Origin of the sequence: Flavobacterium sp. FlaQc-28 (assembly GCF_044007415.1) — a bacterium.
GTDB lineage: Bacteria > Bacteroidota > Bacteroidia > Flavobacteriales > Flavobacteriaceae > Flavobacterium.
This window is the reverse complement of sequence record NZ_JBIPCM010000001.1, coordinates 971,437-996,930: the sequence shown is the minus strand read 5'-3', so window position 1 is coordinate 996,930 and position 25,494 is coordinate 971,437. Positions and strand designations below refer to the sequence as shown.

28 protein-coding genes are annotated in these 25,494 nt (G+C 32.7%); 15 read left to right on the top strand and 13 right to left on the bottom strand.

Going from position 1 to position 25,494, the window contains the following annotated elements:
* Positions 1–18 precede the first annotated feature (18 nt).
* Positions 19–441 (top strand): hypothetical protein, encoded by a 423-nt coding sequence (locus tag ACHRVL_RS04395; RefSeq protein WP_089057133.1) that lies wholly within the window; start codon positions 19–21, stop codon positions 439–441.
* 91 nt (positions 442–532) lie between these two features.
* Complete coding sequence (locus ACHRVL_RS04390; RefSeq protein ID WP_395410633.1) at positions 533–1,021, top strand: septal ring lytic transglycosylase RlpA family protein; 489 nt, start codon at positions 533–535, stop codon at positions 1,019–1,021.
* Positions 1,022–1,048: 27 nt separating this feature from the next.
* Here the strand turns inward: ACHRVL_RS04390 and ACHRVL_RS04385 are convergent, their stop codons facing one another.
* The gene (locus ACHRVL_RS04385) at positions 1,049–1,504 is read right to left on the bottom strand and encodes a DinB family protein (RefSeq protein WP_395410631.1); all 456 of its coding nucleotides are present in this window, start codon (positions 1,502–1,504) and stop codon (positions 1,049–1,051) included.
* 79 nt (positions 1,505–1,583) lie between these two features.
* Here ACHRVL_RS04385 and ACHRVL_RS04380 point away from each other — a divergent pair, with 79 nt between their 5' ends.
* From ACHRVL_RS04380 to nadD, 4 genes are all read left to right on the top strand, one after another.
* Entirely contained in the window at positions 1,584–1,934 is a 351-nt protein-coding gene (locus tag ACHRVL_RS04380; RefSeq protein ID WP_395410630.1) for an arsenate reductase family protein, read from the top strand.
* A gap of 94 nt (positions 1,935–2,028) precedes the next feature.
* Entirely contained in the window at positions 2,029–2,889 is an 861-nt protein-coding gene (locus tag ACHRVL_RS04375; RefSeq protein WP_395410629.1) for a YicC/YloC family endoribonuclease, read from the top strand.
* A gap of 94 nt (positions 2,890–2,983) precedes the next feature.
* Positions 2,984–3,556 (top strand): guanylate kinase, encoded by a 573-nt coding sequence (gene gmk / locus ACHRVL_RS04370; protein WP_395410627.1) that lies wholly within the window; start codon positions 2,984–2,986, stop codon positions 3,554–3,556.
* 109 nt (positions 3,557–3,665) lie between these two features.
* On the top strand, positions 3,666–4,247 hold the full coding sequence (gene nadD / locus ACHRVL_RS04365; protein WP_089053327.1) for a nicotinate (nicotinamide) nucleotide adenylyltransferase: 582 nt from the start codon (positions 3,666–3,668) through the stop codon (positions 4,245–4,247).
* A gap of 177 nt (positions 4,248–4,424) precedes the next feature.
* Here nadD and ACHRVL_RS04360 read toward each other — a convergent pair whose 3' ends face one another.
* The 5 genes from ACHRVL_RS04360 to ACHRVL_RS04340 form a co-directional block, all read right to left on the bottom strand.
* On the bottom strand, positions 4,425–5,894 hold the full coding sequence (locus ACHRVL_RS04360; RefSeq protein ID WP_395410624.1) for a nicotinate phosphoribosyltransferase: 1,470 nt from the start codon (positions 5,892–5,894) through the stop codon (positions 4,425–4,427).
* 26 nt (positions 5,895–5,920) lie between these two features.
* Complete coding sequence (prs, locus tag ACHRVL_RS04355) at positions 5,921–6,754, bottom strand: ribose-phosphate diphosphokinase (RefSeq protein ID WP_395410622.1); 834 nt, start codon at positions 6,752–6,754, stop codon at positions 5,921–5,923.
* Between the two features lie 74 nt (positions 6,755–6,828).
* A complete protein-coding gene (locus tag ACHRVL_RS04350) occupies positions 6,829–7,521 on the bottom strand; it encodes an NUDIX hydrolase (protein ID WP_395410620.1) in 693 nt (230 codons plus the stop codon).
* Positions 7,522–7,628: 107 nt separating this feature from the next.
* Positions 7,629–7,982 (bottom strand): PKD domain-containing protein, encoded by a 354-nt coding sequence (locus ACHRVL_RS04345; RefSeq protein WP_395410619.1) that lies wholly within the window; start codon positions 7,980–7,982, stop codon positions 7,629–7,631.
* 67 nt (positions 7,983–8,049) lie between these two features.
* Positions 8,050–8,955, bottom strand: coding sequence for a LysR family transcriptional regulator (locus ACHRVL_RS04340; protein ID WP_395410618.1), 906 nt, complete (start codon positions 8,953–8,955; stop codon positions 8,050–8,052).
* An 85-nt stretch (positions 8,956–9,040) separates the two neighbouring features.
* Between ACHRVL_RS04340 and ACHRVL_RS04335 the strand changes: the two genes are divergently transcribed.
* The 3 genes from ACHRVL_RS04335 to ACHRVL_RS04325 all read left to right on the top strand — a co-directional run bounded on the left by ACHRVL_RS04335 (position 9,041) and on the right by ACHRVL_RS04325 (position 12,461).
* Positions 9,041–9,805, top strand: coding sequence for a type 1 glutamine amidotransferase domain-containing protein (locus ACHRVL_RS04335; protein ID WP_395410616.1), 765 nt, complete (start codon positions 9,041–9,043; stop codon positions 9,803–9,805).
* Positions 9,806–9,983: 178 nt separating this feature from the next.
* Entirely contained in the window at positions 9,984–11,141 is a 1,158-nt protein-coding gene (locus ACHRVL_RS04330) for an iron-containing alcohol dehydrogenase (RefSeq protein WP_395410613.1), read from the top strand.
* Between the two features lie 324 nt (positions 11,142–11,465).
* Positions 11,466–12,461, top strand: coding sequence for an NAD(P)H-dependent glycerol-3-phosphate dehydrogenase (locus ACHRVL_RS04325; protein ID WP_089053330.1), 996 nt, complete (start codon positions 11,466–11,468; stop codon positions 12,459–12,461).
* A gap of 114 nt (positions 12,462–12,575) precedes the next feature.
* Here the strand turns inward: ACHRVL_RS04325 and ACHRVL_RS04320 are convergent, their stop codons facing one another.
* The 3 genes from ACHRVL_RS04320 to ACHRVL_RS04310 form a co-directional block, all read right to left on the bottom strand.
* On the bottom strand, positions 12,576–12,983 hold the full coding sequence (locus tag ACHRVL_RS04320) for a hypothetical protein (RefSeq protein WP_395410610.1): 408 nt from the start codon (positions 12,981–12,983) through the stop codon (positions 12,576–12,578).
* 92 nt (positions 12,984–13,075) lie between these two features.
* Entirely contained in the window at positions 13,076–14,095 is a 1,020-nt protein-coding gene (locus ACHRVL_RS04315; protein WP_089053332.1) for a phenylalanine--tRNA ligase subunit alpha, read from the bottom strand.
* Between the two features lie 134 nt (positions 14,096–14,229).
* On the bottom strand, positions 14,230–14,586 hold the full coding sequence (locus ACHRVL_RS04310) for a hypothetical protein (protein ID WP_089057145.1): 357 nt from the start codon (positions 14,584–14,586) through the stop codon (positions 14,230–14,232).
* Between the two features lie 264 nt (positions 14,587–14,850).
* Between ACHRVL_RS04310 and ACHRVL_RS04305 the strand changes: the two genes are divergently transcribed.
* From ACHRVL_RS04305 to ACHRVL_RS04285, 5 genes are all read left to right on the top strand, one after another.
* Entirely contained in the window at positions 14,851–15,396 is a 546-nt protein-coding gene (locus tag ACHRVL_RS04305) for a CvpA family protein (protein WP_395410608.1), read from the top strand.
* Between the two features lie 140 nt (positions 15,397–15,536).
* Entirely contained in the window at positions 15,537–16,253 is a 717-nt protein-coding gene (locus tag ACHRVL_RS04300; protein WP_395410605.1) for an NUDIX hydrolase, read from the top strand.
* A gap of 163 nt (positions 16,254–16,416) precedes the next feature.
* Positions 16,417–18,213 (top strand): translation elongation factor 4, encoded by a 1,797-nt coding sequence (lepA, locus tag ACHRVL_RS04295; protein WP_099717971.1) that lies wholly within the window; start codon positions 16,417–16,419, stop codon positions 18,211–18,213.
* A 285-nt stretch (positions 18,214–18,498) separates the two neighbouring features.
* On the top strand, positions 18,499–19,113 hold the full coding sequence (locus tag ACHRVL_RS04290; protein WP_395410603.1) for an outer membrane beta-barrel protein: 615 nt from the start codon (positions 18,499–18,501) through the stop codon (positions 19,111–19,113).
* A gap of 113 nt (positions 19,114–19,226) precedes the next feature.
* Positions 19,227–20,186 carry a helix-turn-helix transcriptional regulator gene (locus ACHRVL_RS04285; RefSeq protein WP_395410602.1) on the top strand — a complete coding sequence of 320 codons (960 nt, stop codon included), beginning with the start codon at positions 19,227–19,229 and terminating at the stop codon, positions 20,184–20,186.
* A 39-nt stretch (positions 20,187–20,225) separates the two neighbouring features.
* Here ACHRVL_RS04285 and ACHRVL_RS04280 read toward each other — a convergent pair whose 3' ends face one another.
* Positions 20,226–20,723: a DinB family protein gene (locus ACHRVL_RS04280; RefSeq protein WP_395410600.1), complete on the bottom strand. Its 498-nt coding sequence runs from the start codon at positions 20,721–20,723 to the stop codon at positions 20,226–20,228.
* 48 nt (positions 20,724–20,771) lie between these two features.
* Complete coding sequence (locus ACHRVL_RS04275) at positions 20,772–21,251, bottom strand: DinB family protein (protein WP_395410597.1); 480 nt, start codon at positions 21,249–21,251, stop codon at positions 20,772–20,774.
* A gap of 298 nt (positions 21,252–21,549) precedes the next feature.
* On the opposite strand from ACHRVL_RS04275, the gene thiL reads away from it, so the two are divergent.
* Positions 21,550–22,596 (top strand): thiamine-phosphate kinase, encoded by a 1,047-nt coding sequence (gene thiL, locus ACHRVL_RS04270; protein ID WP_395410595.1) that lies wholly within the window; start codon positions 21,550–21,552, stop codon positions 22,594–22,596.
* A gap of 86 nt (positions 22,597–22,682) precedes the next feature.
* Here thiL and ACHRVL_RS04265 read toward each other — a convergent pair whose 3' ends face one another.
* Positions 22,683–23,381: a response regulator transcription factor gene (locus tag ACHRVL_RS04265; protein ID WP_395410592.1), complete on the bottom strand. Its 699-nt coding sequence runs from the start codon at positions 23,379–23,381 to the stop codon at positions 22,683–22,685.
* Positions 23,371–25,383, bottom strand: coding sequence for an ATP-binding protein (locus tag ACHRVL_RS04260; protein WP_395410590.1), 2,013 nt, complete (start codon positions 25,381–25,383; stop codon positions 23,371–23,373). Before ACHRVL_RS04260 ends, ACHRVL_RS04265 begins: the two co-directional genes overlap by 11 nt.
* Positions 25,384–25,494 lie beyond the last annotated feature (111 nt).

Here is a 25,494-nt window from a genome sequence, read left to right as displayed (position 1 = left end):
TCAATAAAAATTTAATTTATGTACCATTTTTTACAAAAATTTCACTCAGGTTGGGCCTATTTAGCACTATTGCTTTTAGCAATTGCAGTAATAAATGCTATTATCGGCTTCTCTTCTAAAAAAGAATTTACAGCAAAGGATCGAAAGATTTCTTTATTTGCTTTAATCGGAACTCATACACAATTGTTGATTGGTTTAATCCTTTATTTTGTGTCTCCGTTAGGAAAAGCAGCTTTTGGACAAATGTCTAATGCTGAACTTAGATTAACTTCTTTAGAACACCCGCTGATCAATATTATCGCCATCGTTTTAATTACTATTGGATGGTCAAAACATAAAAAGCTAATCAACAGCGAAGCAAAATTTAAAACATTTGCTATATTTTACGGATTAGGATTATTACTTATTTTAAGTAGAATTCCATGGAACCTTTGGTTCTAAAAACACCAATTAAAGCCCTAGAAAAATAGGGCTTTTTTTATCTCGGCATATTATTTGTACAAACTCCCCCAAGTCTGAAAAAAAATAAATCATGAGTAAAAAGAATATCATACTTACCACATTTGCAATAACTTTTTTAAGTTGCTTTACCTACATTATAAGCCAAACAAAACCAGTAATTGAACAAAAATCAACTCAAGACACTGTAAAAAACAATAGACCAAGCATAATGGCTATGCCAACCGACTCTGTTTTTACAGACAAAGGCTTAAAACTAAAATTATACAAAAAAACAGCTCACGCATCCTACTATGCAGATCGTTTTAACGGTAGAAAAACTGCTGACGGAAGCAGATTCAGCAACAGTAAATATACTGCTGCACATAAAAAACTTCCTTTTGGCACAAGAGTTAAAGTAACTAATGAAGCCAACGGAAAATTTGTAATTGTAAAAATTACAGATCGCGGTCCATTTGTAAAAACTCGCGAAATCGACCTTTCAAAACGAGCCTTTATGGAAATTACCAAAAACAAAGGTGCCGGTGCAATGAAAGTAACAATCGAAACAATAATAGAATAAAAAAATCCCGCTGTGAGCGGGATTTTTTTATACAAACTTTTTAATACTCATCATAACTCCCGTGTGAAGTCCTTCATGATAATTATTAAAATCTAAAGCTCCTTCAATATTCTTTAAAGTATAACCTATACTTGTACTGTATTCCATATAGTTAACAAAAATACCTTTCTCAAAATCGCTTTCAACTTGTTTTAACGTTGACAAAAGAAGCCTTTTAATCTCATCAACCTCATCTTGAGAAACATCGCCTTCTGGCTTGGTTCCTTTTTTATACTTTGCCATAAACTCTTCAGAAATATTTCCCGGCAAACCTGATAATTTATAAACTAAAGCTTGCTGAACAGATAAACAATGTCCTGCATTCCAAATTAAATTATTACTAAATCCTTCTGGAATTTTATTTAATTGTTCTAATGTATAATTATCTAAAATCTTCAAAATAACTTCTCTAATGGTTTTCTGTACGTCAAAAACTGATTTCATAAATATATTTTTTTTATAAAATTAGTCATTTTTAAGTTTTAAATGATTTTTCTTTGCAGTCTAACAAATTTGTAGAAAAATGAACAAAATATATTATTTAGCTTCTTGCGACACTTGCCGAAAAATCATTAAAAGTTTACCAGAAAATCATAATTTAGTTTTTCAAGACATCAGACAAAACCCAATTACCGAAACGGAACTTGAGGAAATGCATAAACTTTCTGGAAGCTATGAAGCACTATTTAGCAAAAAAGCACAATTGTACAAGTCAATGGATTTAAAAAACAAATCACTGACTGAAGCCGATTTTAAAAAGTACATTTTAGAACATTACACTTTCTTAAGTCGTCCGGTTTTTATTATTGACGGAAAAATTTACATCGGCAACAGCCAAAAAAATATTACAGAAGTTATAAAAGTTTTGAGTTAGGGCTTTTTCCTCGATTATACAATTACACAGATTATTGAATTACAGCGCAAGACTTCAAACTTTTAGTTATCTTTGCGCCTTTATACTCAATTATATGATACAATCTATGACAGGGTTTGGCAAAGCTTCTTTGCAATTGCCTACAAAAAAAATTACCATTGAAGTAAAGTCCTTAAATAGCAAAGGTTTAGATTTAAACGTAAGAATGCCGTCGCTTTATCGCGAAATGGAATTAGGTTTAAGAACTCAAATCGCAGCAAAACTGGAAAGAGGTAAAATTGATTTCGGAATTTATATCGAAAGCACTTCTGAACAAACTTCAACAAAAGTAAATGTACCTGTCGTAAAAAACTACATTGCTCAATTAAAAGAGGTTTATCCGGACGCAGATGAAACTGAATTAATGAAAATGGCCGTTCGTATGCCAGACACATTAAAAACTGAACGCGAAGAAATCGACGAAAATGATTGGGAGCAAATTCAAGTTATTATTGACGAAGCACTTCAAAACATTCTAGGTTTCAGAAAAGATGAAGGAGAATCTCTAGAAAAAGAATTCAACTTAAGAATTGGTAATATTCGTCAATATATGAATGATGCTTTGGCATTAGATCCAGAACGTGTTCAAGCCATTAAAGATCGTTTACAAACGGCAATTTCAGAATTACAAGTTAATGTTGACGAAAATCGTTTTGAGCAGGAATTAATCTACTACTTAGAAAAGTTGGATATAACCGAAGAAAAAGTGCGTTTAACGAACCATTTAGACTATTTCTTAGAAACATTAAATGGAAATGAAGCAAACGGTCGAAAACTAGGCTTTATTACTCAAGAAATGGGTCGTGAAATCAACACTATGGGATCTAAATCAAATCATGCTCAAATGCAGAAATTGGTTGTGATGATGAAAGATGAATTAGAAAAGATTAAAGAACAGGTTTTGAATGTTTTGTAAAAACGCTGCAAGCTTTAAACTATAGGCAATAAGCTAAAAACGAAATCAAATTAAAGCCTAAGGCCTAAAGCCTAAAGCTTAAAGCATAACAATAATGAACAAAGGAAAATTAATTGTTTTTTCAGCACCTTCAGGATCAGGAAAAACAACTATAGTAAAACATTTACTAGGGAAAGAAGATTTAAACTTAGAATTTTCGATCTCAGCAGCTTCTCGCGACCCACGCGGAGAAGAAGAACACGGAAAAGATTATTATTTTATTTCGTTAGAACAATTCAAAAAACACATTAAGGCCGAAGAATTCCTAGAATGGGAAGAGGTTTATCGCGATAATTTTTATGGCACACTAAAGTCGGAAATTGAGCGTATTTGGGCTTTAGGAAAAAATGTAATATTTGACATTGATGTTGCCGGCGGATTACGTATTAAACATAAATTTCCTGAACAAACTTTAGCCGTTTTTGTAAAACCTCCAAGTGTAGATGAATTAAAACGCAGATTAAAACAACGTTCTACAGAAAGTGACGATAAAATTAATATGCGAATTGCAAAAGCTTCTGTAGAATTAGCTACAGCACCTCAATTTGACACTATTATAAAAAATTACGATTTAGATACTGCAAAAGAAGAAGCTTATCAATTAGTAAAAGAGTTCATAAATAAGTAATTTTATTCCGCAAAGATTCACAAAGAAAAAACAAAGATTCGCAAAAGTATTTTTTTAAACTTTGCGAATCTTTGTGCTATCTTAGCGACTCTCTGTGACACTATAAAAAATGAAAATAGGTCTTTACTTCGGAACATATAATCCAATCCATGTTGGTCATTTGATCATTGCCAATCATATGGCAGAGTTTGCAGATTTAGATCAGATTTGGATGGTCGTTACGCCTCATAATCCGTTAAAAAAGAAAGCAACCTTACTCGATGATCATCACCGTTTGCAAATGGTCTTTCTTGCAACAGAAGATTATCCAAAGATCAAACCCTCGGATATTGAATTTAAACTGCCTCAGCCGAATTATACGGTAGTTACATTAGCGCATTTACAAGAAAAATATCCTAGTCATGAATTCTCTTTGATTATGGGAGAAGACAATTTAAAAACACTTCATAAATGGAGAAACTACGAGGTGATTCTCGAAAACCATGATATTTATGTGTACCCGCGTATTTCTGATGAACCAGAAAATACAGAACTGAAATCACATCCAAAAATTCATGTAATTGATGCACCTATTGTAGAAATTTCATCAACTTTTATTCGAAACAATATTAAAGAAGGCAAGAATATCCAGCCTTTACTCCCGCCAAAAGTTTGGGAATATATAGATCATAATAATTTATATAAGAAGTAATTCTCCAGACAGTTTAGGCAATCTTGTCATTTCGACCGAAGGGAGAAATCACACAAGAAACTCCGCAAAGGGTATCCTATATTTGTCGATTTACGAGTGTGATTTCTCCCTTCGGTCGAAATGACAATAGAGCGCAATATAAAAGCCTGAACTTATGTTCAGGCTTTCGTTTTATAATTAAGCTTCTATACTCACTTCACTTTTTACTCGAGTTCTAATTTCACTCAGTGATTGGTCGATTAAAAGTTTTCCATCTCTAAAAACTTCCTTCAATTCGCCTTGCTTTTCTTCTTCCCAAGAAACATTATCAGTTAAATGATACTTTCCGTCAATTAAATCAATTTTCATTAGTCCTTTGGCCGATTTTTTAGTTCCGTCGTCTGTAATTGGATCTTTAAAAATGGCTCTTCCCTCTCCGTTTACTTCTCCATAAGTTGCTTTCATTGCAAATCCGAAAGTATCTCTAGTATTATATTGATAGGTAAAAGAACCAATTCCAAGAACAACATTTGTAGAAGCAAATCCTTTTTCTTTTAATCTTTCACAAATTTGAGTTGCTCTTGCCACGGTAATACTATCTCCGTAAATAGCACCAATTTGCGGTACTAATTCTTTAAATCCTTTATTATTTACTGTTCCTCCGAAAACGTCCCAAAGCAATTCAATAACACCTTTCTTTTCCTGCTCCGTTTTTCCGTTTGGATTTCCACAGATAATATCAACTGGATCACCGCTGTCAGGACGAATAACAACTTTACCTTCTCTAGCAACGATTTCTTCCTTTAATCTTGGCAGATAATCCGTTAGAACTTTCCATAAATCCCAGGTATCCGAAACAATAGAAACAATTCCCTTTGGATAAACTTCTGTAATTAATCTTTTAAAAGTTTCATACTCCCCTTCTGTAGTTCCCATACACATTACAGAATGTTCTGTTGCTGCTACTGAACCAGCCACAAGCTCTAGATCTGAATTTGCATTGTAATAATCTTCTAAAAAATCAATTACAGGAATTGTGTCTGAACCTGTAAAATTCAACAAATGCCCAGCCGCAGAAGTTATCGCTGCTTCGATCCCGCCCATTCCTCTCATTGAGAAATCATGCGCCTGCCAATCAACAAACTCTGGCACAGAAGAAGTTTCATCTGCGTATTTATCTAATACTTTTCTATATTCTTTTGCAATTGTTGCTGAATTACAAGGAAGCCAAACTACTGCTGAAAGTAAGGTTTCAAAATAATTGGTAAGCCAGAAAAATTCTGGAATTGTATTATACATGGTAAACATTGGCACTCGCAACGGTACACTTGCTCCTTCTGGCAATGCTTTAAAAACCATTGGAATATATCCTAAATCGTGTAAATCTTCGATATGTTTTATTCCAACTTGGTTTTCGCCTAAATAATTATTGATTCTGCGAGCGTATTTTTTAACCACTTCTTCTTTTGGCTGTTTGAAAAAGTAGTGCTCAAAATCATGAATAATATATTTTTTGATGAAATACTGCAATCCAAAAAACACGACCTCATCAACTTCTTCTAATCTTGATTTTCTTGGAGTCCAGTTTGAGTACACCAATGTTGTACCGTCTGGATATTGTCTTCTGTGGTCAACTTTGTAACCGTCTGTTAATAATAGTGGATTCATATTTTATTTTTTATAGCAATTTGATTTTATAACAATTCATTTAATCTAATTTGAACAACACGTTCATCTTCAAAATCTTTAAAAGAATTTGTGGTAAAGATTTTATCAAAACAATCTAATACCTCAAAACCTTTGTTGAAAATTCCGTGACTTACTGCTAAATATAATTTCCCAGCATTTTTGTTTTTCAGTTCCTCTGCCAATCCAACAAAAGTCCCGCCTCCGTCACAGATGTCATCAACAATTAAACAATCCATTCCTTTTAAATCCTCTTCGTAAACTTTAAATCCAGACAATTTTCCAGTTTTCACATCTCGGCTTTTACTGCATTCTACAACCTCAACGCCTCCTAAAAATTCAGAAACCTTGTAGATTTTCTTTAAAGCTCCACCATCTGGAGAAATCAATTTTACGTTTTCACCAATAATTTTTAAAATCTCTTTAATAAAAGTATGATTTGGAATTACGGTGCAATTATTAACTAAAGCAGGCGTAACCTCAGAATGTGCATCGAAAACGAAAACTTTATTTAATTGTAAACCATTTATAATATCAGCATATACTTTTACAGATAAAGGCTCGCCCGGAATCATAACACGATCTTGCCTTGCCGCTGGAAAATAGGGAATAAACAAATCTATAATTTTAACATCCATTCGGCGCAAAGCATCAACCGTAATACATAACAATCCTAAATCATTGAATGAATTTAATCTATGTGTGATTGTTATTTTTTGATCAACATTAAAATTTGGATCGATTTTAATGTGAGGTTCTCCTCCAGAGAATGTAAAATTTTTAAATTTAATTTCTTCTTGATCTTGAAAAGGAGTGAATTTTGGATCTAGATTAAGTATCATATATTTTTAGTTTGCGTTAATTATACGCAAATGTAGGATTAAATTTTAAATAAACAATTTATTTTGTGTAAAATTTACGCAAACCTTATTTCAAAGTGAAAACCCTTCTCAACAAACTCGCTGTATTTAAGCTTATTAAACTTAAAAAGCTTTGCCGGTCTTCCGCTTTTTATAGGAGAAAAATTATCAGTCTGTTCTAAAATTCCGTAACTGAGAATTTTTTTTCTGAAGTTTCTACGATCAATTTCTTTTTCTAAGATAGTACAATAGAGATTTTCTAAATCAGAAAACAAGAATTCTTCAGGAAGTAAATCGAACCCAATTGGTTCATAAGTCAACTTTGATTTTAACCTTTCTATGCCTTTTTCCAGAATTAAGTTATGATCGAACGCTAAAGATGGAATCTCATCAATCTTGAACCATTGTACTCTCTCAGCATCTGTGTTGGCTTTAATTTCTAAACTTGAAGCATCTACCAAAGCATAATAAGCAACGGAAACAACACGATTCCTAGAATCTCGATTAATATCATCGCCAAATGTGTACAATTGTTCCATAAAAGTCAATTCAACATTGGTTTCTTCACGCAACTCACGAATAACCGCATCACTTAACGATTCTTCATCTCGAACCAAACCACCTGGCAAAGCCCAGTATTTTTCTGAGGAACCAAATTGCTGCTCAATTAACAACACATATAAACCGCCATTTTTATATCCAAAAACAATAGCATCAACAGCAATTCTAATATTTTGCAATTTTCCCATACTTAAAAATCATATCGAACAAATATAACGAATGAGAGTCAACTTTGTAATTTATTACGCAAGCATAAATTACAAAGTTGACTCTCATCAATATTTATGAACTTTTTCTAGTTAACCGTCACAGATCTCTCCTTAGTTGAGCCGCATTGCGAACCTTTAACTTTAACTGTCACCTCTGCTTTAGCTACGTAAGTACCGGCCGTGGCATAAGCATGAGTAACAACGGCACCACTTCCAGTAGTTCCATCTCCAAATGTCCATACCACACTAAGTAAAGTCCCAGACCCAGTATACTCAATTGAATAATTCATTAATTTCGGATTAGTGGCATCTGTAGAATTATGTATCTTTACATAAGCAGATTCGAAAGCACAATCTACTATAGATTCTTCTGCTTTACTACAAGAATTACTCATAAATACAGCTGCAACAAGAATTAAAACTGATACAAACTTTTTCATTTTTGAAAATTTTAGTGGTTTATACATCAAAATTATACTTTTAAGCAACACGAACAAATGATTTAAATCATAATCTGTTACCAAAAAATAATTTTAGCTCTTTAGAAATAATCTCAAAAAGCGCATTTAAATTATTATTTTTTGGCGCTAGTAAAAACACAAATTCTTCTGGAACATGAAAACTATTCCAGACTAACTGCAGTTTATTCTCTTTAATAAAACTTCTCGCATTACAATTCCAGGTTACTGCAACTCCATCATTTTTAGACAAAAGGCGAAGCATTTCAGATTCTGAAGGAATAATATAATTAGGCACCATCGAGGGTCTTTTTTTATTAAAAGCATGGAGCCAAAATAATTTTATGTGTGGAATTCGGGCATCGTGGCTGTACCATTTCTGTCCATTCAGCCATTGTTCAATCTCTACAAAATTGTCTGCTTTTAATCTTTGACGAAATTCTGTTATATCTAAAGTTGTTGGAGCAACCACTATTAATTTAATTTTTCCAACAATTTCATAAGTGGTATCAAAAGTATCAAACCTTTTTGTAGTAATCGCAAAATCAAGTTTTTTAGAATCGACTAATGCAAAAAGTTCGTCGTTCTCTGCAAAAGTGAAGTCGATTAACTCAAACTTTGAAATTAAAAGATTCCCTATACATTCAAAAAGATGTTTTGAGATTCCAACAGAAATCAATCGGTTTGCATCTTCGGCTTTAGCTCTAAAACCAGCCTCAACGCTTTCAAGCCTGTCCAGCGCATCTATAATCAAATTATTCAGTAACTTAGCATATTCCGTTGGCTCTACTCCTTTTGATTTTCGATTAAATAATTTATTCCCAACATGAGCTTCGAGCATAGAAATTTGCTGACTAACGGCTGGCTGACTCATAAATAATTCCTTTGCAGCCACCGAAAAATTGCCGTTTTTATAAACTGCCTTAAAAGTTCTGTACCATTCTAGATTTACCATGACATAAATTTATTTATAACAAACATAGTTTATTTTATTTTTACTAATATCACTTAAGCTGTAAATTTGTTCAAAATTTAATATTATGAAGAAAATAGCATTACTTTCAATAATTGCATTCGCTGTCACAAACATTTCGGCTGTTGCACAAAAATCAAATAAAAAAGGGATGAAAAAAGTATTATTTGTTGTTACCAGTAATGATAAGCTGGGCAATACAGGAGAAAAAACTGGGTTTTGGTCAGAAGAATTTGCTGCACCATATTATGAGTTATTAGATCAGGGAGTTGAAATTACAATTGCTTCTCCTCTTGGCGGACAACCTCCAATTGATCCAAAAAGTGCTGATCCGTCATCAGCGACAGAAGACACAAGACGTTTTGATGCTGACAAAGTTTTACAAGAAAAACTAAAAAACACTTTAAAACTTTCGACTGTTAATCAAAAAGATTATGATGCTGTTTTTTATCCTGGAGGTCATGGACCGCTTTGGGATTTAGTTCAAGATAAAAATTCTATTTCCTTAATCGAATCATTTTATACGCATAACAAACCTATTGCTTTTGTATGTCACGCCCCAGCTGTTTTGAAAAATGTAAAAATCAACGGTGAATATCTCGTAAAAGGCAAAAAGGTAACTGGATTTACCAATGACGAAGAAGAAGCGGTTGGTTTAACTAAAGTTGTTCCGTTTTTATTGGAAGACGCTTTATCATCAAATGGCGGGATTTTTTCAAAAGGACCAAACTGGCAGCCATATGCTGTTGAGGATGGACTTTTAATTACGGGGCAAAATCCAGCATCATCTAAATTGGTAGCCGGCAAATTATTACAAAAATTAAATAAATAAGGCGCTAAGGGACTGAGAAGCTAAGATTCTTCTCTTAGGACCTAAAAAAAGCTAATGTCCCAGAAGCAAATTGATAAATAAAAAAATTAAACAAACAACCATGCTAAGCCTATTAGATAAGTTCAAAGAAAAAAACCTTAGAACCTTAGTAGCTTAACATCTTAGAACCTTAAAAAAAATGCTAAACTTTGAATTATATAATCCGACGAATTTAATTTTCGGAAAAGGACAAATTGAAAAACTTTCAACTCTAGTTCCAAAAGAGGCTAAAATTCTTTTAGCTTACGGAGGCGGAAGTATTTTTAAAAATGGTGTTTACGATCAAGTAATCACAAACTTAAAAGGTTTTGAAATTGTAGAATTTGGCGGAATCGAACCAAATCCTAGATTCGAAACTTTAATGAAGGCAGTTGACGTTATTAAAGCCGAAAAAATCAATTTCATACTTGCCGTTGGCGGAGGATCAGTAATTGATGGCGTAAAATTTATTTCGGCAGCTGTAAATTTTGAGGGAAATCCGATTGATATTTTACAAAAAAGAATCTTAATTACAGAAAATGCAGTGCCATTTGGAACTGTTTTGACGCTGCCAGCAACGGGAAGCGAAATGAATTCAGGCTCTGTTGTAACTATTGAATCTACTCAAGAAAAACTTGCTTTTGGCGGGAGCGCAATGTTTCCTAAATTCTCTATTTGCGACCCAACGGTTATTGCTTCTTTACCAAAAAGACAAATCCAAAATGGTGTTGTTGATGCTTACACGCACGTAATGGAACAATACCTGACCTATCCGCATGAAGGTTTTTTACAAGATCGAATTGCTGAGGGAATTTTACAGACTTTAATTGAAATAGGTCCAAAAGTCGTTGAGAATCCAACTGATTATGCATTAGCTTCAAACTTTATGTGGAGTTGTACTATGGCGCTGAACGGATTAATTCAAAAAGGTGTTCCTCAAGATTGGGCAACTCATATGATAGGTCATGAATTAACAGCTCTTTACGGAATTGATCATGCAAGAACTTTAGCTATTATTGGCCCAAGTTTATACAAGGTAATGTTTGAGACCAAAAAAGGCAAACTGGCACAATATGGCCGACGTATTTTTAATCTTTCAGGATCTGATGATGAAGTGGCAAAAGAAGCAATTAATAAAACGGTAGAATTTTTCCATACAATGGGAATGGATACAAAACTATCGCAATACACAGAAAATTACAGCAATACTGCCGATTTCATTGTAAATCGTTTTGATGAAAGAGGCTGGAAAGGTCTGGGGGAAAATCAATTAATAACTTTAGACAAAGTAAAATCTATTGTTGAACTTAGTTATTAAGTTATCAGTAAATAACAGTCAACACTAAAAAGTGAGTATTGGCAACTAATGAAAAAAGGCGTTCTTAACTAGTTTAAGAGCGCCTTTTTAAAATACTAAAACAAAACTAACTAACTCAATTCTTGCTAAACTCATTAAATTCTAATTTATAAAGAGTTACAACGTAAGGATTTTATTTTTATTGTGTTTCTCAAAAAATATTTTTTACTTTAATTGAAAACTGCTGAAAACCATTGCTATTATATAGACACAAATAAATTTCTTAAATCAGATTTTGTATTATTACTACTTTATTAAGTACTTTTGTTTTAAATTATTAAAATAATGAGTGAAAAGTTAAAATTTGCAGTAATTGGAGGAGGAAGCTGGGCAACGGCAATTGCAAAAATGTTGTGCGTTAATCTTTCAGAAATTGCGTGGTATATGCGTAATGAATCTGCGATCGAACATATTCAGAAATACAAACACAACCCAAATTATCTAAGCTCTGTCGAGTTTGACACTAACAAGCTTAAACTAACCAGCAATATAAATGAAGCGATCGAATACGCAGATTACATCATTTTTGCTATCCCATCTGCTTTTTTAGATGCCGAATTAAAAAACATGACGGTTTCTTTATCTGATAAAATTATTTTTTCAGCAATTAAAGGTATCGTTCCAGAAACTAGTTTAATTGTTGGCGAGCATTTTCATATTCAATACGATATTCCATATTATAACATAGGAGTTATTACAGGTCCTTGTCATGCCGAAGAAGTTGCATTAGAAAGACTTTCTTACCTGACAATTGCTTGCGGTGATCCCGAAAAAGCTTCTACTGTAGCAAAATCTCTTTCAGGAAATTATATTAAAGCTAAAATTTCAGACGACATTATCGGAACTGAATACGCTGCAATGCTTAAAAACATTTACGCAATTGCTGCCGGAATTGCACATGGTTTAGGCTATGGAGATAATTTTCAATCGGTTATGATGAGTAACGGGATTCGCGAAATGAAAAAATTCATTCGTAAAGTGCATAAAATGAAACGTAACATTAATGATTCTGCCTATTTGGGCGATTTATTAGTTACAGGATATTCTATTTTTTCAAGAAATAGAATGTTCGGAAATATGATTGGAAAAGGATACACAGTAAAAAGCGCCATGATGGAAATGAGCATGGTTGCCGAAGGTTATTACGCCACAAAAAGTGCTTACAAACTAAATCAAGGTTACGGAGCAAAAACACCAATTATAGACGCTGTTTATGCTGTTTTATACGAAGGGAAAGATGCGAAGTCTGTATTTAAGAAATTAACAGAATCTTTGGATTAGATTTTAGAAAACAGAAGCAAGAGTAAAGAAATAGACTTCATTACAGATATAAAAAAAGAGTCAAGACAAATTAAATAAGTCTTGACTCTTTTTTTTATTCTATTTTCTAAATTCTTACTTCACCATAATCCCCTCAACAAACAAAATTGGCACCTCTTCCGTGTCATTTTCATTGATTATATTAGATTTAAAGATGAATTTTTTATCGTACAAAGTATTCCCGATGAAGAAAGTAACCATAAATTCGTTGTTCATAACCAGAAGACTTTTCTCTATCATCTCAATTTTTACTACAGAAACGGCAGGAACTTCAACAAAAGCATGACGCAAAATTGAAGTTTTTTTCATTTCCCCATCAATTGTTCCAAATGCTTTTGAAACCACCATTACACTGTCTAGATTAAAATCGCTGTCATTTACAAGATAAGCATACCATACTTTTTCCATAAAATCATCGCTCCATTCCTGAACGGCAGCAAGAAACACGTTTTCAACTATTGGAATTATTATATCTTTTTTCATTTTAGTCAAAAGTTTAAAAGTCGAAAGTCATAAAGTCGAAAACCTCAAAGTAATGACTTTATGACTTTCGACTTTATGACTTTTAGACAGAATTATATATTTGCTTTGAATTGCTCTAAGAAACGAACATCGTTTTCATAAAACATACGGATATCACCAATTTGGTATAAAAGCATCGCAATACGCTCTACTCCCATTCCGAAGGCAAAACCGTTGTATTCATCTGGATTTATATCACAGTTTTTCAAAACGTTAGGATCAACCATACCACATCCTCCAATTTCTAACCATCCTGTACCTTTTGTAATACGGTAATCCGTTTCGGTTTTTAAACCCCAATAGATATCAATCTCAGCACTTGGTTCTGTAAATGGAAAGTATGACGGACGAAGACGAATTTTAGATTTTCCGAACATTTCTTTTGTAAAATAAAGTAACGTTTGTTTCAAATCAGCAAAAGAAACATCTTTGTCAATATACAATCCTTCTACTTGATGAAAGATACAGTGCGAACGAGACGAAATTGCTTCGTTACGAAAAACACGTCCTGGAGAAATCGTACGAATTGGCGGTTTATGATTTTCCATATAACGCACCTGAACAGATGATGTATGCGTACGCAACAGCACATCAGGATTTGTTTGGATAAAAAACGTATCCTGCATATCGCGCGCCGGGTGATATTCCGGCAAGTTCAATGCTGTAAAATTATGCCAATCGTCTTCTATTTCCGGACCTTCAGAAACGTTGAAACCAATATTGGCAAAAATATCAATAATCTGATTTTTAACAATTGAAATTGGGTGGCGGGAACCAATAATTACCGGCTCTGCTGCACGTGTTAAATCTCCAAAAACTCCTTTTGTTTCTTGTTTGCTTTCCAGTTCTTCCTGAATAACGCGAACTTTTTCTTCAGCAACAGCTTTTAGAGTATTAATTACCTGCCCAAAATCTTTTTTCTGGTCGTTCGGAATGTTCTTAAACTCTGTAAAAAGTTCTTTCAATAATCCTTTACTACCTAAATATTTAATACGGAATTGCTCTAAGGATTCTTTATTTTTATCATTAAAGGCTTTAGCTTCCTCTATATGTTCTTTTATCTTGTCTATCATTTTCCTTCAATAATTGAGAATACAAATTTAGTAAAAAAGTGAGATGTTAAGAGTGAGATGTTTGAAGTATTTTCCAAACTTCTGTCATAATTTCAATCTAAAATCTAAAATCTACATTCTATAATTTAAAATTTCTATTCTATTACTTCTCTTTCTAAAAAATAATTAACGATTGCCTCTTTCATTAAAACTGATTGTTCGCCAGCTTTTAAAGCTGGTAATTGTTCTTTTACTTTGTAATGCGGCCAGCCCTCGCCATCAAAAAAATCAAATTCATAAAACCCATAAGGTTCCAATAATCTGCAGATTGCAATGTGCATCAAATTTAATTTTTCATCTTTCTTGAACTCGCGGTGAACTTTTCCGAGTTCCTGAACTCCAATTAAATAAATAATTGCATCTAAATCTAGGTCTTCGCCTTGCGAAAATTGATTTGAAAGTATATCGACGAGCTTTTCCCAACGCTCTTTTAATTGTGTATCTCTTGACATTTTATTTATGATTTTAGATCTTAGATCTTAGATTGCTGATTTAAAAATCTAAAATCTGCAATCTGAATTCTAAAATTAGAGTTGCAAAGATAAGAACTTCAAATCCAAAGACCTCAAAAAACAAAAACTTCCGTTTTTACGGTATCAAAATATCAAGTATACTTATTGATTTTGAAAATTAAAAACTTTGCCCCTTTGAAGCTTTGCTCCTTTGAACCTAAAAAAAAGATCTATATTTGCGCCTTTATTAAATCCACAGAAAACATGAGTTTTTTTGATATTATTGTTGGTGCACTTTTAGGTTTTAGCTTATACAAAGGCATTAAAAATGGGCTTTTTGTAGAAGTTGCCTCTTTTATTTCGTTGTTGTTAGGAATTTATTTAGCGATTAAATTTTCTTCTTTAATGAAAGATATAATCAGCAAACATGTGTCGTGGAATCCAAGCACAATTCAAATTACAGCTTTTATTCTAACTTTTGTTTTAGTTGTAATCGGTGTTTATTTTTTAGCCAAAATTCTTACTGGAATTGCTGATTTTGCCTTTTTAGGATGGGCAAATAAATTAGGCGGAGGTTTTTTCAGGGTTTTAAAATCAATTCTTATTTTAAGCATTTTTATTGCCTTGTTTGAAAAAATCAATTTCAATAATACTTTCGCTAAAAAGGAAACTCTGGACAAGTCTATTTTTTATAATCCTGTAAAAAAAGTGGCCGCTTTTGTGTATCCGTCAATTGAGAAATGGTACGGGAATTTTAAAGACAATCAACCCGAGAATTCCTCAAAAAACAGCAATACATCACCTCAATAATCTAATTACTGCTTTAATTTTCTTTTCTTTCTCTTTTTAAATCATTGGTTGCCAAATTTTTAAATTATTAAAAATATTAAATGATCAACAAGAAGAGTTGTGCTTTTTATTTATTTAATTTGTAAAAATTTCCTTCGCAAATGAATAAAAAAGTAGAAACCTGCTCTGTTCCAAAAAGTGAACAAAATGCAATGAAAGCGATTACAATTGACTGTGTTGTGTTTGGTTTTGAAGAAGGAAGTCTAGAAGTGCTTTTAGTACAGCATGCCGAAGGAATCAGCAAAGGAAAATGGGGACTTCCCGGCGGATGGATTTATAAAAACGAAAGCACTGATAATGCTGCTCAACGTTTATTGAGTGAACTTACAGGTCTTGATAACATTTATTTGGAACAGTTAAAAGTGTTTAGCGATCCAGATCGTTTTCCGCTTCGGCGGGTTATTACCATAGGATATTATGCTCTTGTAAAAAGAGAAGATTATAATATTAAAGTTGGTTTCACCGCATCTGATGCAAAATGGTACAAAATAAACAGCATTCCTGATTTAATCTACGATCATAACGAAATCCTGTCTTACAGTTTACAGCACCTTCGCAGCAGAGTTCGCCATGCTCCTATTGGTTTCAATCTTCTTCCTGAAAAATTTACTTTATTGCAGTTAATGCATCTTTACGAAGAAATTCTAGGTACTGCATTAGAAAAATCAAATTTTAGAAGAAAAATTCTTCATATGAAACTACTGCTTGAACTTGATGAAAAAGAGCAAGATGTTTCGCATAGAGCCGCAAAACTTTATAAGTTTGACGACGAAATCTACAAGAAATTAACTCAAAAAGGGTTTAATTTTGAATTTTAAAGCACTTTTTAAATCTTAGCTTTTAACTATCGGGCTTCTGAATTCCAGAATCCAAAACTTTGCGCTATCTTTGCGGCTTAGTAACATACGCTAAAGCAATTGTTAGAGCGCAATTTACATTAAAAGAAATACTTAAACTCGATTAGAGAACTTATATATTACAATGAAGAAGATTCGTAATTTTTGCATTATTGCACACATTGACCACGGTAAAAGCACACTGGCAGATAGATTATTAGGTGCTACTCAAACCGTTACAGCCCGTGAAGAAAAAGCTCAATTGCTTGACAACATGGATCTGGAGCGTGAACGTGGTATTACCATAAAAAGTCACGCTATTCAAATGGAATACACTTACAAAGGTGAGGAATACATTTTGAATTTGATTGATACTCCTGGACACGTTGATTTCTCATACGAAGTTTCACGTTCAATTGCTGCCTGCGAAGGTGCACTTTTAATTGTTGATGCTGCGCAAAGTATTCAAGCACAAACTATTTCTAATTTGTACTTAGCATTAGAAAATGACTTAGAAATTATTCCGGTTTTAAACAAAGTAGATTTACCAAGTGCAAATCCTGAAGAAGTGAGCGATGATATTATCGATTTATTAGGATGCAAATTAGAAGATATTATTCATGCTTCTGGAAAAACAGGTTTTGGTGTTGAAAATATCTTGGCTGCAATTATCGAAAAAATTCCAGCTCCAAAAGGAAATCCTGACGAACCTCTACAAGCTTTGATTTTTGACTCGGTTTACAATCCGTTTCGTGGAATCGAGGTAATCTTTAGAGTTGTAAATGGTGAAATCAAAAAAGGGCAAAAAATTAAATTCATGGCCACCGGAAATGAATATTTTGCTGACGAAATTGGAACTTTAAAATTAAATCAGGTTCCGAAAAATGTAATTTCTTCAGGTGATGTTGGTTATTTAATTTCTGGAATTAAAGAAGCCAAAGAAGTAAAAGTTGGAGATACTCTAACTGATGCTAAAACGCCGACTACTAATATGATTACTGGTTTTGAGGATGTAAAACCAATGGTATTTGCAGGAATTTATCCAGTTGATACTGAAGATTACGAAGATTTGCGTTCTTCTATGGAGAAATTACAATTGAATGATGCTTCGTTAGTTTTTACACCTGAAAGTTCTGCCGCTTTAGGATTTGGTTTCCGTTGCGGATTCTTAGGAATGCTTCACATGGAAATTATTCAGGAACGTTTAGAGCGTGAGTTTGACATGACCGTAATTACTACGGTTCCTAACGTTTCGTATTTGGCTTATACCAAAAAAGATCCTGAAACTGCATTTGTTGTAAACAATCCTTCTGATTTACCTGAACCTTCTCGTTTAGACAGAGTTGAAGAACCATACATTAAAGCAACTATCATTACAAAAGCTGATTTCGTAGGTAACGTAATGAGTTTATGTATTGAAAAACGCGGTCAAATTACCAATCAAACATATTTAACTACAGAACGTGTTGAATTGAATTTTGATATGCCTTTGGCAGAAATCGTATTTGATTTTTACGATCGTTTAAAAACAGTATCAAAAGGTTATGCTTCTTTTGATTATTCTCCTATTGGAATGAGAACTTCAAAACTAGTAAAACTGGATGTTCTTTTAAATGCACAAACGGTTGATGCTCTTTCTGCTTTAATTCACGAAGATAACGCTTACAATATTGGTAAGAAAATGACCGAAAAATTACGTGAGCTGATTCCAAGGCAACAGTTTGATATTCCAATTCAGGCTGCAATTGGAGCTAAAATCATCGCTCGTGAAACCATTAAAGCACTTCGTAAAGATGTTACCGCAAAATGTTACGGTGGAGATATTTCGCGTAAGCGTAAACTTCTTGAAAAACAGAAAAAAGGTAAAAAGCGTATGCGTCAAGTAGGAAACGTTGAGATTCCACAAGAAGCGTTTATGGCTGTTTTGAAACTTAACGACTAGATTTTTTTATTTAGAAAAAAGAATAAAAAGAATAGAATATAGATAAAAACCCGATGACTTATGTTATCGGGTTTTTCTTTTATAGCAAAGTCATTATTAAAAACTAGTAATCAATTCATTACAAAAAAAGCAATTAAATCTAACTCAATTAATTATAAGTAAAAAACTACAAAAACAAAAACATTAACACCCTTTGCAGAATTTTGATGCAGTTCGTCGAATTTAACACGGAATTTAACACAAAAATTATAACTTGTAATCTTACAACTTTAAAACCAGATAATTATGAAAACTAAATTTTTTATTATTTTATCGATGTTAACTTTCTCATTCGTTAATGCTCAACAAGAAGAAGTTGAGTCAGAAATGAAAACTGCAAAAGGAATCACTTTTGCGCATGGGGATATGTTTGTAGAAGGTTCTATACAAATTAGCACTGGCGGCGACCAGGATTACTATGCTTTCAATCCTAAATTTGGATACTTCCTTAATAACAAATTTGCTGTTGGAGGTCAATTAAATTATTCAAGCAACAAATTTGAATCAACAAATACTAAAACAAACATCTTTGGTATTGGAGGATTTGCAAGATATTATGTGCTTGAATTAGATAAGAAACGCTTTAAAGCGTATGGTGAAGCAGGTTTAGGCTATGGCCGAAACAAAGTTGAAACAAGTGCAGGTTCTAACGACAGCAACAGTCTTACTGCCAATATTAATGTTGGTTTAAACTATTTTTTAACCAAAAATATTGCCGTTACATTTACCCTTGCTAACATTTTATCTTACAATAGTGTTTCTCCGGAAAATGGTCCATCATCAGATACTTTTCAATTAAACATCAACTTATTCGAAAACATCTTTGATCAACCAAAATTTGGACTTTTGTATAAATTTTAATTCGTTTCTACGATTTACCTATAAAAGCTGTCTCAATTTGGGACAGCTTTTTTATTTCTTTAAACATCAAACCTTTGTAACTTTGAACTTCTTAACCTTTGAACCAAAAAAAAATGCTCGACGAAACTCCTAAAAGATTTGACCGAATTGTGGCTATCCTAATTCAATTACAATCAAAAAAGATTGTAAAAGCACAAGAATTGGCAGATCGATTTGATGTGAGTTTAAGAACTATTTATAGAGACATTAGAACTCTTGAAGCATCTGGAGTTCCAATCTACAGCGAAGCCGGCGTAGGCTACGCTTTAATGGACGGCTACAGACTTCCGCCGGTTATGTTTACGCGCGAAGAAGTAAGCAGTTTTATTGCTGCCGAAAAACTAATGCAGAAATTTACTGATCCTGCTCTGGGAAATCATTACGCATCGGCAATGTATAAGCTGAAATCGGTTCTTCGAAGCACTGATAAGGACTGGCTTTCTAATATTGAATCTAAAGTTGTAATGCAGACTGCAGAACCAATGTTTAATGACAATTCTCCAAATACTTTAGCAGTTCTTTTTGAAAGTATTGCCGAGAAAAAACAAATTCTGCTTTCGTACAAAACTTTTGAAAGCGATCAAACTAATGAAAGAAATATTGAGCCTGTTGGTGTTTTTCACGATCATAATAATTGGTACTTTTTAGGCTATTGTCATTTGCGAAAGGATTATCGCCAATTTAGAACGGACAGAATTCAAAAAATTCAGAAAACGGACTCTAACTTTACAATCGAACATAATTCGCTCGATACTTATTTATCTAAAAATGAAACTATTCCAACTACAAAAGTCAGAATCCTAATTGACAAAAAAATCTCCCGCTATTTAGGAACCGAAAAAAAATATCATGGTTTTATTTCAGAAAAAGAAGTTGATGGAAAAATAGAAATGACGTTTATGTGCAAGGATATTGAAAGCGGGTTCCCGCGTTGGTTTTTAATGTTTGGGGATTATGCCGAAATACTAGAACCCGAAAGACTAAAAACAAGAGCTTTAGAATTATTAGAAATTAACAGACTAAGACTTTTATAAAAAAAAACTCCTGAAAGAAATCTTCAGGAGTTTTTTTATTTATTTCTGTTTAACAACGTTATAAAAATTATAATCTGTATTTGAAGCATCAGTAATTCCTATATTTCGCCCCATTGTAACAATCTGCCCTCTGTGGTAAGTACCATGATTGATAACCTGAAGTAAATAATCAGAAATTGGAAGTTTGCATTCAAACCACGGATTACTAATTTTAACTTCTTTAACCAAATCTTCTTCAGACAATGAATGGATAATGTTCTTCAACTTTGCAGATGAATTTAATAGTCCCGCAAATATTTCCTCTTTTGATAACTCCTTTTCTTCTTTCTTTTCTATTGGAGAAGTTTCAGAAATGATCGAAAACCAATATTCTTCAGTAGACCAAATATGATCCAATGTTTTCATAATATTTGAAAAACTCGAAGAAACTTCTGCATAAAGCAATTCATCAGATTTCGGCGAAAGCCAATTCACAAATTGTTGATTTACCCATAAATTATAATCTGCATAATTAGACATTATCTTTTTTAAACTCATTGCTGTCGTTTTTAGTTTTTTAAGTTAAACGAATTAAAAGTAATCTGATTATCTTTCCCAGAAAAGCGGCGGTTCAATATTTAAAGCTCTCAAATATACATAACCTTGCCCACGGTGATGCACTTCATTATCAATAAAATACAAAATATTATGAATAATTGGAAATTCATATTGTCCAAATAGATTAAAGTTTTCATTAAAATCTTCTATCGACAATTTCTCCCAATATTTATTAATTTCCTCCGTTGCCTCGTCCCATTTTTCAAGATACTGTGCTTTAAAAATCAATTTTTCAGTTCCTTCTGTATAAGGCTGAACGTCACGATTAACTATCGATTTAAGTGCTGGTGCAGCAATAGCCAAAAGTTCATCAGCTAATTTTGCAAAAGGACGCATACCCCCAATTGAAAATTCAAAAAAATCTTTTTCAGGAAAAGCTTCAATAACACGACGTGTAAGTGCTCGATGTCCTTGCCAATGTTTCAATAATTCTTCTGAAGTAATTACTTGTGCTTCTAATGTTTTCATGATTTTAAAGTTTTAATATTTCTATACTTCAAAAGTAAAATGAGCTGGTGACAACAGTTTGTCAGCAGGAAAAAATAATTTAAAAATTATTTTTTATCTAATTATAGAGATGCCCTTTAGTACATACAGCATACTAGAGATCTACACGTAATTTGTACACGAATGAGACGCACGGCAGTGCGCCTCTACAAAATAAACATGCTAGAAAAAAACTTAGAACCTTAGCCTCTCAGAATCTTAGTGTCTTTAGAAAAAACCTTTGTACCTTTGCACCTTACAAACTTTGGAACTTAAAAAAATGATCGAAGATAAAAATCCTCAACGTACCAGTATAGCGCAATTAGGCGAATTTGGCCTAATTGAACATTTAACCAAGAACTTTGATGTTACTCAAGAGTCTACTTTAAAAAGTATAGGCGATGACGCTGCTGTTCTTGATTTCAAGGCAAAAAAAGTGGTCGTTTCTACAGATTTATTAATTGAAGGTGTGCATTTTGATTTGGCTTATATGCCTTTAAAGCATTTAGGATACAAAGCTGTTGTAGTAAATGTATCTGATATTTGTGCTATGAATGCTAAACCAACGCAAATAACTGTTTCTGTTGCCGTTTCTAATCGTTTTCCATTAGAAGCCTTAGAAGAATTATTTGAAGGGATTACGCATGCCGCAAAAGAATATAAAGTAGACGTTATTGGCGGTGACACTACCTCATCACAAAAAGGATTAATTATCAGCATAACGGCTATTGGAGAAGCTGATGAAGAAGAAATTGTTTATCGAAATGGCGCTAAACAAACTGACTTATTAGTTGTAACCGGAGATATTGGTGCGGCATATATGGGATTGCAGGTTTTGGAACGCGAAAAACAGGTTTTCCAGGTAAACCCAAACAGCCAGCCAGATTTAGATCCTTATACTTATTTGGTCGAAAGACAACTAAAACCTGAAGCTCGCAAAGATGTTCGTACTCTTTTGCATGCGCTTGAAATAAAACCAACTTCGATGATTGATATTTCTGACGGATTATCTTCAGAGATTATTCATATCTGTAAGCAATCTAAAGTGGGCTGTAATTTATATGAAGATAAACTTCCTCTAGATCCTCAATTTATTTCGACTTGTGAAGAGTTTAATATCGACAGCACCACTGTTGCAATTAACGGCGGTGAAGATTATGAACTTCTTTTTACTATTGATATTAATGATTTTGACAAGATAAAAGGAAATCCAAACTTTTCAATTATTGGTCATATGGCTGATGAAAGCGAAGGAATTCATTTAGTAACTCGCGCTAATACAAAAATTGCCTTAAAAGCACGCGGCTGGGATGCTTTGAGTGAATAAATTTTAAAAAATCAAATAAAAAAATCCAAATTCCAATATGTTTTGAGCCATTGGAATTTGGATTTTTTTGCTTTGAAATTTTCTTTTTAAAAGAGTCCTTTGCTCTTTGCTTCTTTTACTAAATCATCATTTGAACCTGATTTTACTTTCAGAAGTTCCATTAAACCAACCCTGCGTCTTTGAATTTCATTTAAAGAAATAGCAATATAATGCGGCATTTCAGAAAGTTCTGTTCCTTTCGAAAAGTGAAACAAAATCTGTTTATCAAACTCATCAATTTCTATAGAATTGTGCGGTGATTGATTTAGCATTTTTACGACTGATTGGCTATAATACTTTTCGCATTTCATTACTTTATCAAATGCAAAAAGCAATTCATCAAAAGTTAAATCATTTTTTATAACTAATCCATTCGGATTAATTGTCCTGATAATGGTTTTGATTTTCAGCAATTCTGTATACATCGTCAGCAAAACGATTTTACAGTGCGGCATTTTTTTAATAATCAATTTTGCCAGATCTTCACCAGAAAAAAGATCCATTTCTTCATAAGCCGGCATACTAATATCTAAAAAAGCAATGTCAAACTCAGGTGTATGCTCATCTTGTAATAACTCGTACGCTGATTTACAATCGTGAGCCTGCGCAATTACAAACTCATATTCTTTGGGATTATAGCGAGTTATTGCATTGTTATATCCTTCAATAATAAAAGGATGATCATCGACAATTAATATATTGGGTTTTATTAATTCCGAAATTGGGGCATTGCTATCAGATGTCATTTTTATGTAGGTTAATTTTTTGATCTATTGGAACTTTAACAACTAGAAGTGTTCCTTCTCCTTTGGCAGATTTTATGGCAACAGTACCCTTGCATTCTGCGGCTCTATATTCTATATTATGCAAACCAATACCCTTTTTTTTACGTTTAGTATTAAATCCAACACCATCATCCATAATTGACAATATGAGATAATCTATTTCGCTTTTAAACTCGACTTTAATGGTTTCTGCATCTGCATACTTATTACAATTTTGAAGTGCTTCTTGAACAATTCTATACAAATTAATTTTAACCGTATTGTTTACGAGTTCCCATTTTATTTGAGAATCAAAAAAAGTAACCAATCTAGAATCGTATGTATTTCTTTGATTTTCAATTAGTTTATTCAAAATTAAAACAAAATTATTGACTAGTTCTGATTTCTCTCGATTTAAATCGTGCGATATTTCTCGAATATCTTCTTCAATACTTTTTAACTCGGCTAAATATTTTTTTCGCTTCGGAGCCGCAAGGCTTTCGTCTACTTTATCTAAACTATCCAAACTAATTCGAATTCCAAACATACGTCCTAAAACACCATCATGCAATTCCTGAGCAACATTTTTCTTTTCTCGAATTCGAGTTGCTTCTATCTCATTTTGCTGCGAAATCATGAGATTATAAATGTCTTCATTTGCCACTTGCTGCTGCTGTTTAAAAAGCAGCTCTCTATTTCTTGCCTGCTGGGTTTTATAAACATAAAAAAACAAACCTAGCAATGTACAAATACTAAAAACATACACTAAGGTTTTGTTTTTTTCTTGCAAGTTCGAATTCTGGTCTTTTATTTCATTGGTTTCATATTGAATACGAGAGAATTTTTCTCCCATTTTTCGCTCGGCTTTCAGCATTTTATCATTCAACCTGATATATTCCTTTGAATAAACCGAAGCATTGGCAGGATCAACAACAGCCAATTGTTTAAGTGCATCTAGCGTACTAATCAATTTTGTTGTACCTCGGGATGAATTTAACGCTTGTTTTGCAAATTGAACGGCTCTTAAAGTATCTTTTTTTAAAGCAAAGTATTCAGACAAATGTATTTTACTAGAAACAACTCCTGATGTAAGGCCTAAACTATCTCTAATTTTTAATGATTTATAAAACAAATCCGGCAAGCTGTCTAATTCTTTTAATTTGAATTTAGAATAACCTAAATTATCAAGTAAAATGGCATATAGACTTACCCTGTCTTTAAAAAGGTTTTCTTGGTTTAAACCTTTTTCAAAAAATCCTTTTGCTTGTTTGTAATTATTCCAATTTAAATATATAAACCCAATATTATTTAAGGAAGCCGCCTTATATTGAAACAATGTTGGGATTGATTTATCATCTAAAATCTTTAGAGCTTTATTTTGAAACTCTAAAGCTTTTGTATATTCACCTCTTTCGTTATACAATATTCCTAGCAAATTGTAACTTTCATAATACAATTCATTTACGTTTTGCTGTTTTTTTAAACTGCTTAAAGCTTTAAAAACCGCTATTTCACTTTCAAAAAAATCTCCCTCGTTATATTGCAGACTTGCTTTGTTTAAAATTGTTTTTGACAGATTAAAATTATCATTCAACTTCAGATAAATTTTTTCTGCTTTATAGTAATGCATGAAAGCACTATCCGAAACGGATTGAGAAGCATAATAATCTCCCAAATAGCTGTATGCTTTTGCCATATGGACAGAATCACCAGAATTAGCCGATCTTTCTAGGATTAATTTAGTAACTTCAAGATAAGATTTCCAGTCACTTACGTTATAATATCGATTTGCAACTTTAAAAAGATTTACTTTATTAAGAGAATCATCCTTCTGATTTAGAATTACATTTAACGCTTTCTCATTGTAACCCTTCTTAATATTCAAAGGAAGCTTATCTTCATTTGCTAATGATAGATATGTAGACAAACTATCTATTGTAGGAATTGCATTTTTATCAAATTCTGCTTTTTTGGAACATGCCATTAAAACAAAAAATAAAAACAATATTATTTTACGTTTTTTTTTCAATTGCGATTTAGAGTTTTACCAAAAATAGTAAAACTATAGACACAAAAAAAAAGCTGTCAAAAAATT

What these genes read in the sequence shown, in the direction of transcription:
- thiL (WP_395410595.1), top strand. Translation starts at nt 21,550, where the DNA reads ATGATCGAAGATAAAAATCCTCAACGTACCAGTATAGCGCAATTAGGC.
- ACHRVL_RS04335 (WP_395410616.1), top strand. Translation starts at nt 9,041, where the DNA reads ATGAAGAAAATAGCATTACTTTCAATAATTGCATTCGCTGTCACAAAC.
- ACHRVL_RS04345 (WP_395410619.1), bottom strand. Translation starts at nt 7,982, where the DNA reads ATGAAAAAGTTTGTATCAGTTTTAATTCTTGTTGCAGCTGTATTTATG.
- ACHRVL_RS04350 (WP_395410620.1), bottom strand. Translation starts at nt 7,521, where the DNA reads ATGGGAAAATTGCAAAATATTAGAATTGCTGTTGATGCTATTGTTTTT.
- ACHRVL_RS04385 (WP_395410631.1), bottom strand. Translation starts at nt 1,504, where the DNA reads ATGAAATCAGTTTTTGACGTACAGAAAACCATTAGAGAAGTTATTTTG.
- ACHRVL_RS04320 (WP_395410610.1), bottom strand. Translation starts at nt 12,983, where the DNA reads ATGAAAAAAGATATAATAATTCCAATAGTTGAAAACGTGTTTCTTGCT.
- ACHRVL_RS04290 (WP_395410603.1), top strand. Translation starts at nt 18,499, where the DNA reads ATGAAAACTAAATTTTTTATTATTTTATCGATGTTAACTTTCTCATTC.
- ACHRVL_RS04330 (WP_395410613.1), top strand. Translation starts at nt 9,984, where the DNA reads ATGCTAAACTTTGAATTATATAATCCGACGAATTTAATTTTCGGAAAA.
- ACHRVL_RS04360 (WP_395410624.1), bottom strand. Translation starts at nt 5,894, where the DNA reads ATGAATCCACTATTATTAACAGACGGTTACAAAGTTGACCACAGAAGA.
- ACHRVL_RS04265 (WP_395410592.1), bottom strand. Translation starts at nt 23,381, where the DNA reads ATGACATCTGATAGCAATGCCCCAATTTCGGAATTAATAAAACCCAAT.
- nadD (WP_089053327.1), top strand. Translation starts at nt 3,666, where the DNA reads ATGAAAATAGGTCTTTACTTCGGAACATATAATCCAATCCATGTTGGT.
- ACHRVL_RS04375 (WP_395410629.1), top strand. Translation starts at nt 2,029, where the DNA reads ATGATACAATCTATGACAGGGTTTGGCAAAGCTTCTTTGCAATTGCCT.
- ACHRVL_RS04275 (WP_395410597.1), bottom strand. Translation starts at nt 21,251, where the DNA reads ATGAAAACATTAGAAGCACAAGTAATTACTTCAGAAGAATTATTGAAA.
- ACHRVL_RS04325 (WP_089053330.1), top strand. Translation starts at nt 11,466, where the DNA reads ATGAGTGAAAAGTTAAAATTTGCAGTAATTGGAGGAGGAAGCTGGGCA.
- ACHRVL_RS04340 (WP_395410618.1), bottom strand. Translation starts at nt 8,955, where the DNA reads ATGGTAAATCTAGAATGGTACAGAACTTTTAAGGCAGTTTATAAAAAC.
- ACHRVL_RS04315 (WP_089053332.1), bottom strand. Translation starts at nt 14,095, where the DNA reads ATGATAGACAAGATAAAAGAACATATAGAGGAAGCTAAAGCCTTTAAT.
- gmk (WP_395410627.1), top strand. Translation starts at nt 2,984, where the DNA reads ATGAACAAAGGAAAATTAATTGTTTTTTCAGCACCTTCAGGATCAGGA.
- lepA (WP_099717971.1), top strand. Translation starts at nt 16,417, where the DNA reads ATGAAGAAGATTCGTAATTTTTGCATTATTGCACACATTGACCACGGT.
- ACHRVL_RS04380 (WP_395410630.1), top strand. Translation starts at nt 1,584, where the DNA reads ATGAACAAAATATATTATTTAGCTTCTTGCGACACTTGCCGAAAAATC.
- ACHRVL_RS04390 (WP_395410633.1), top strand. Translation starts at nt 533, where the DNA reads ATGAGTAAAAAGAATATCATACTTACCACATTTGCAATAACTTTTTTA.
- ACHRVL_RS04285 (WP_395410602.1), top strand. Translation starts at nt 19,227, where the DNA reads ATGCTCGACGAAACTCCTAAAAGATTTGACCGAATTGTGGCTATCCTA.
- ACHRVL_RS04300 (WP_395410605.1), top strand. Translation starts at nt 15,537, where the DNA reads ATGAATAAAAAAGTAGAAACCTGCTCTGTTCCAAAAAGTGAACAAAAT.
- prs (WP_395410622.1), bottom strand. Translation starts at nt 6,754, where the DNA reads ATGATACTTAATCTAGATCCAAAATTCACTCCTTTTCAAGATCAAGAA.
- ACHRVL_RS04305 (WP_395410608.1), top strand. Translation starts at nt 14,851, where the DNA reads ATGAGTTTTTTTGATATTATTGTTGGTGCACTTTTAGGTTTTAGCTTA.
- ACHRVL_RS04280 (WP_395410600.1), bottom strand. Translation starts at nt 20,723, where the DNA reads ATGAGTTTAAAAAAGATAATGTCTAATTATGCAGATTATAATTTATGG.
- ACHRVL_RS04310 (WP_089057145.1), bottom strand. Translation starts at nt 14,586, where the DNA reads ATGTCAAGAGATACACAATTAAAAGAGCGTTGGGAAAAGCTCGTCGAT.
- ACHRVL_RS04260 (WP_395410590.1), bottom strand. Translation starts at nt 25,383, where the DNA reads ATGGCATGTTCCAAAAAAGCAGAATTTGATAAAAATGCAATTCCTACA.
- ACHRVL_RS04395 (WP_089057133.1), top strand. Translation starts at nt 19, where the DNA reads ATGTACCATTTTTTACAAAAATTTCACTCAGGTTGGGCCTATTTAGCA.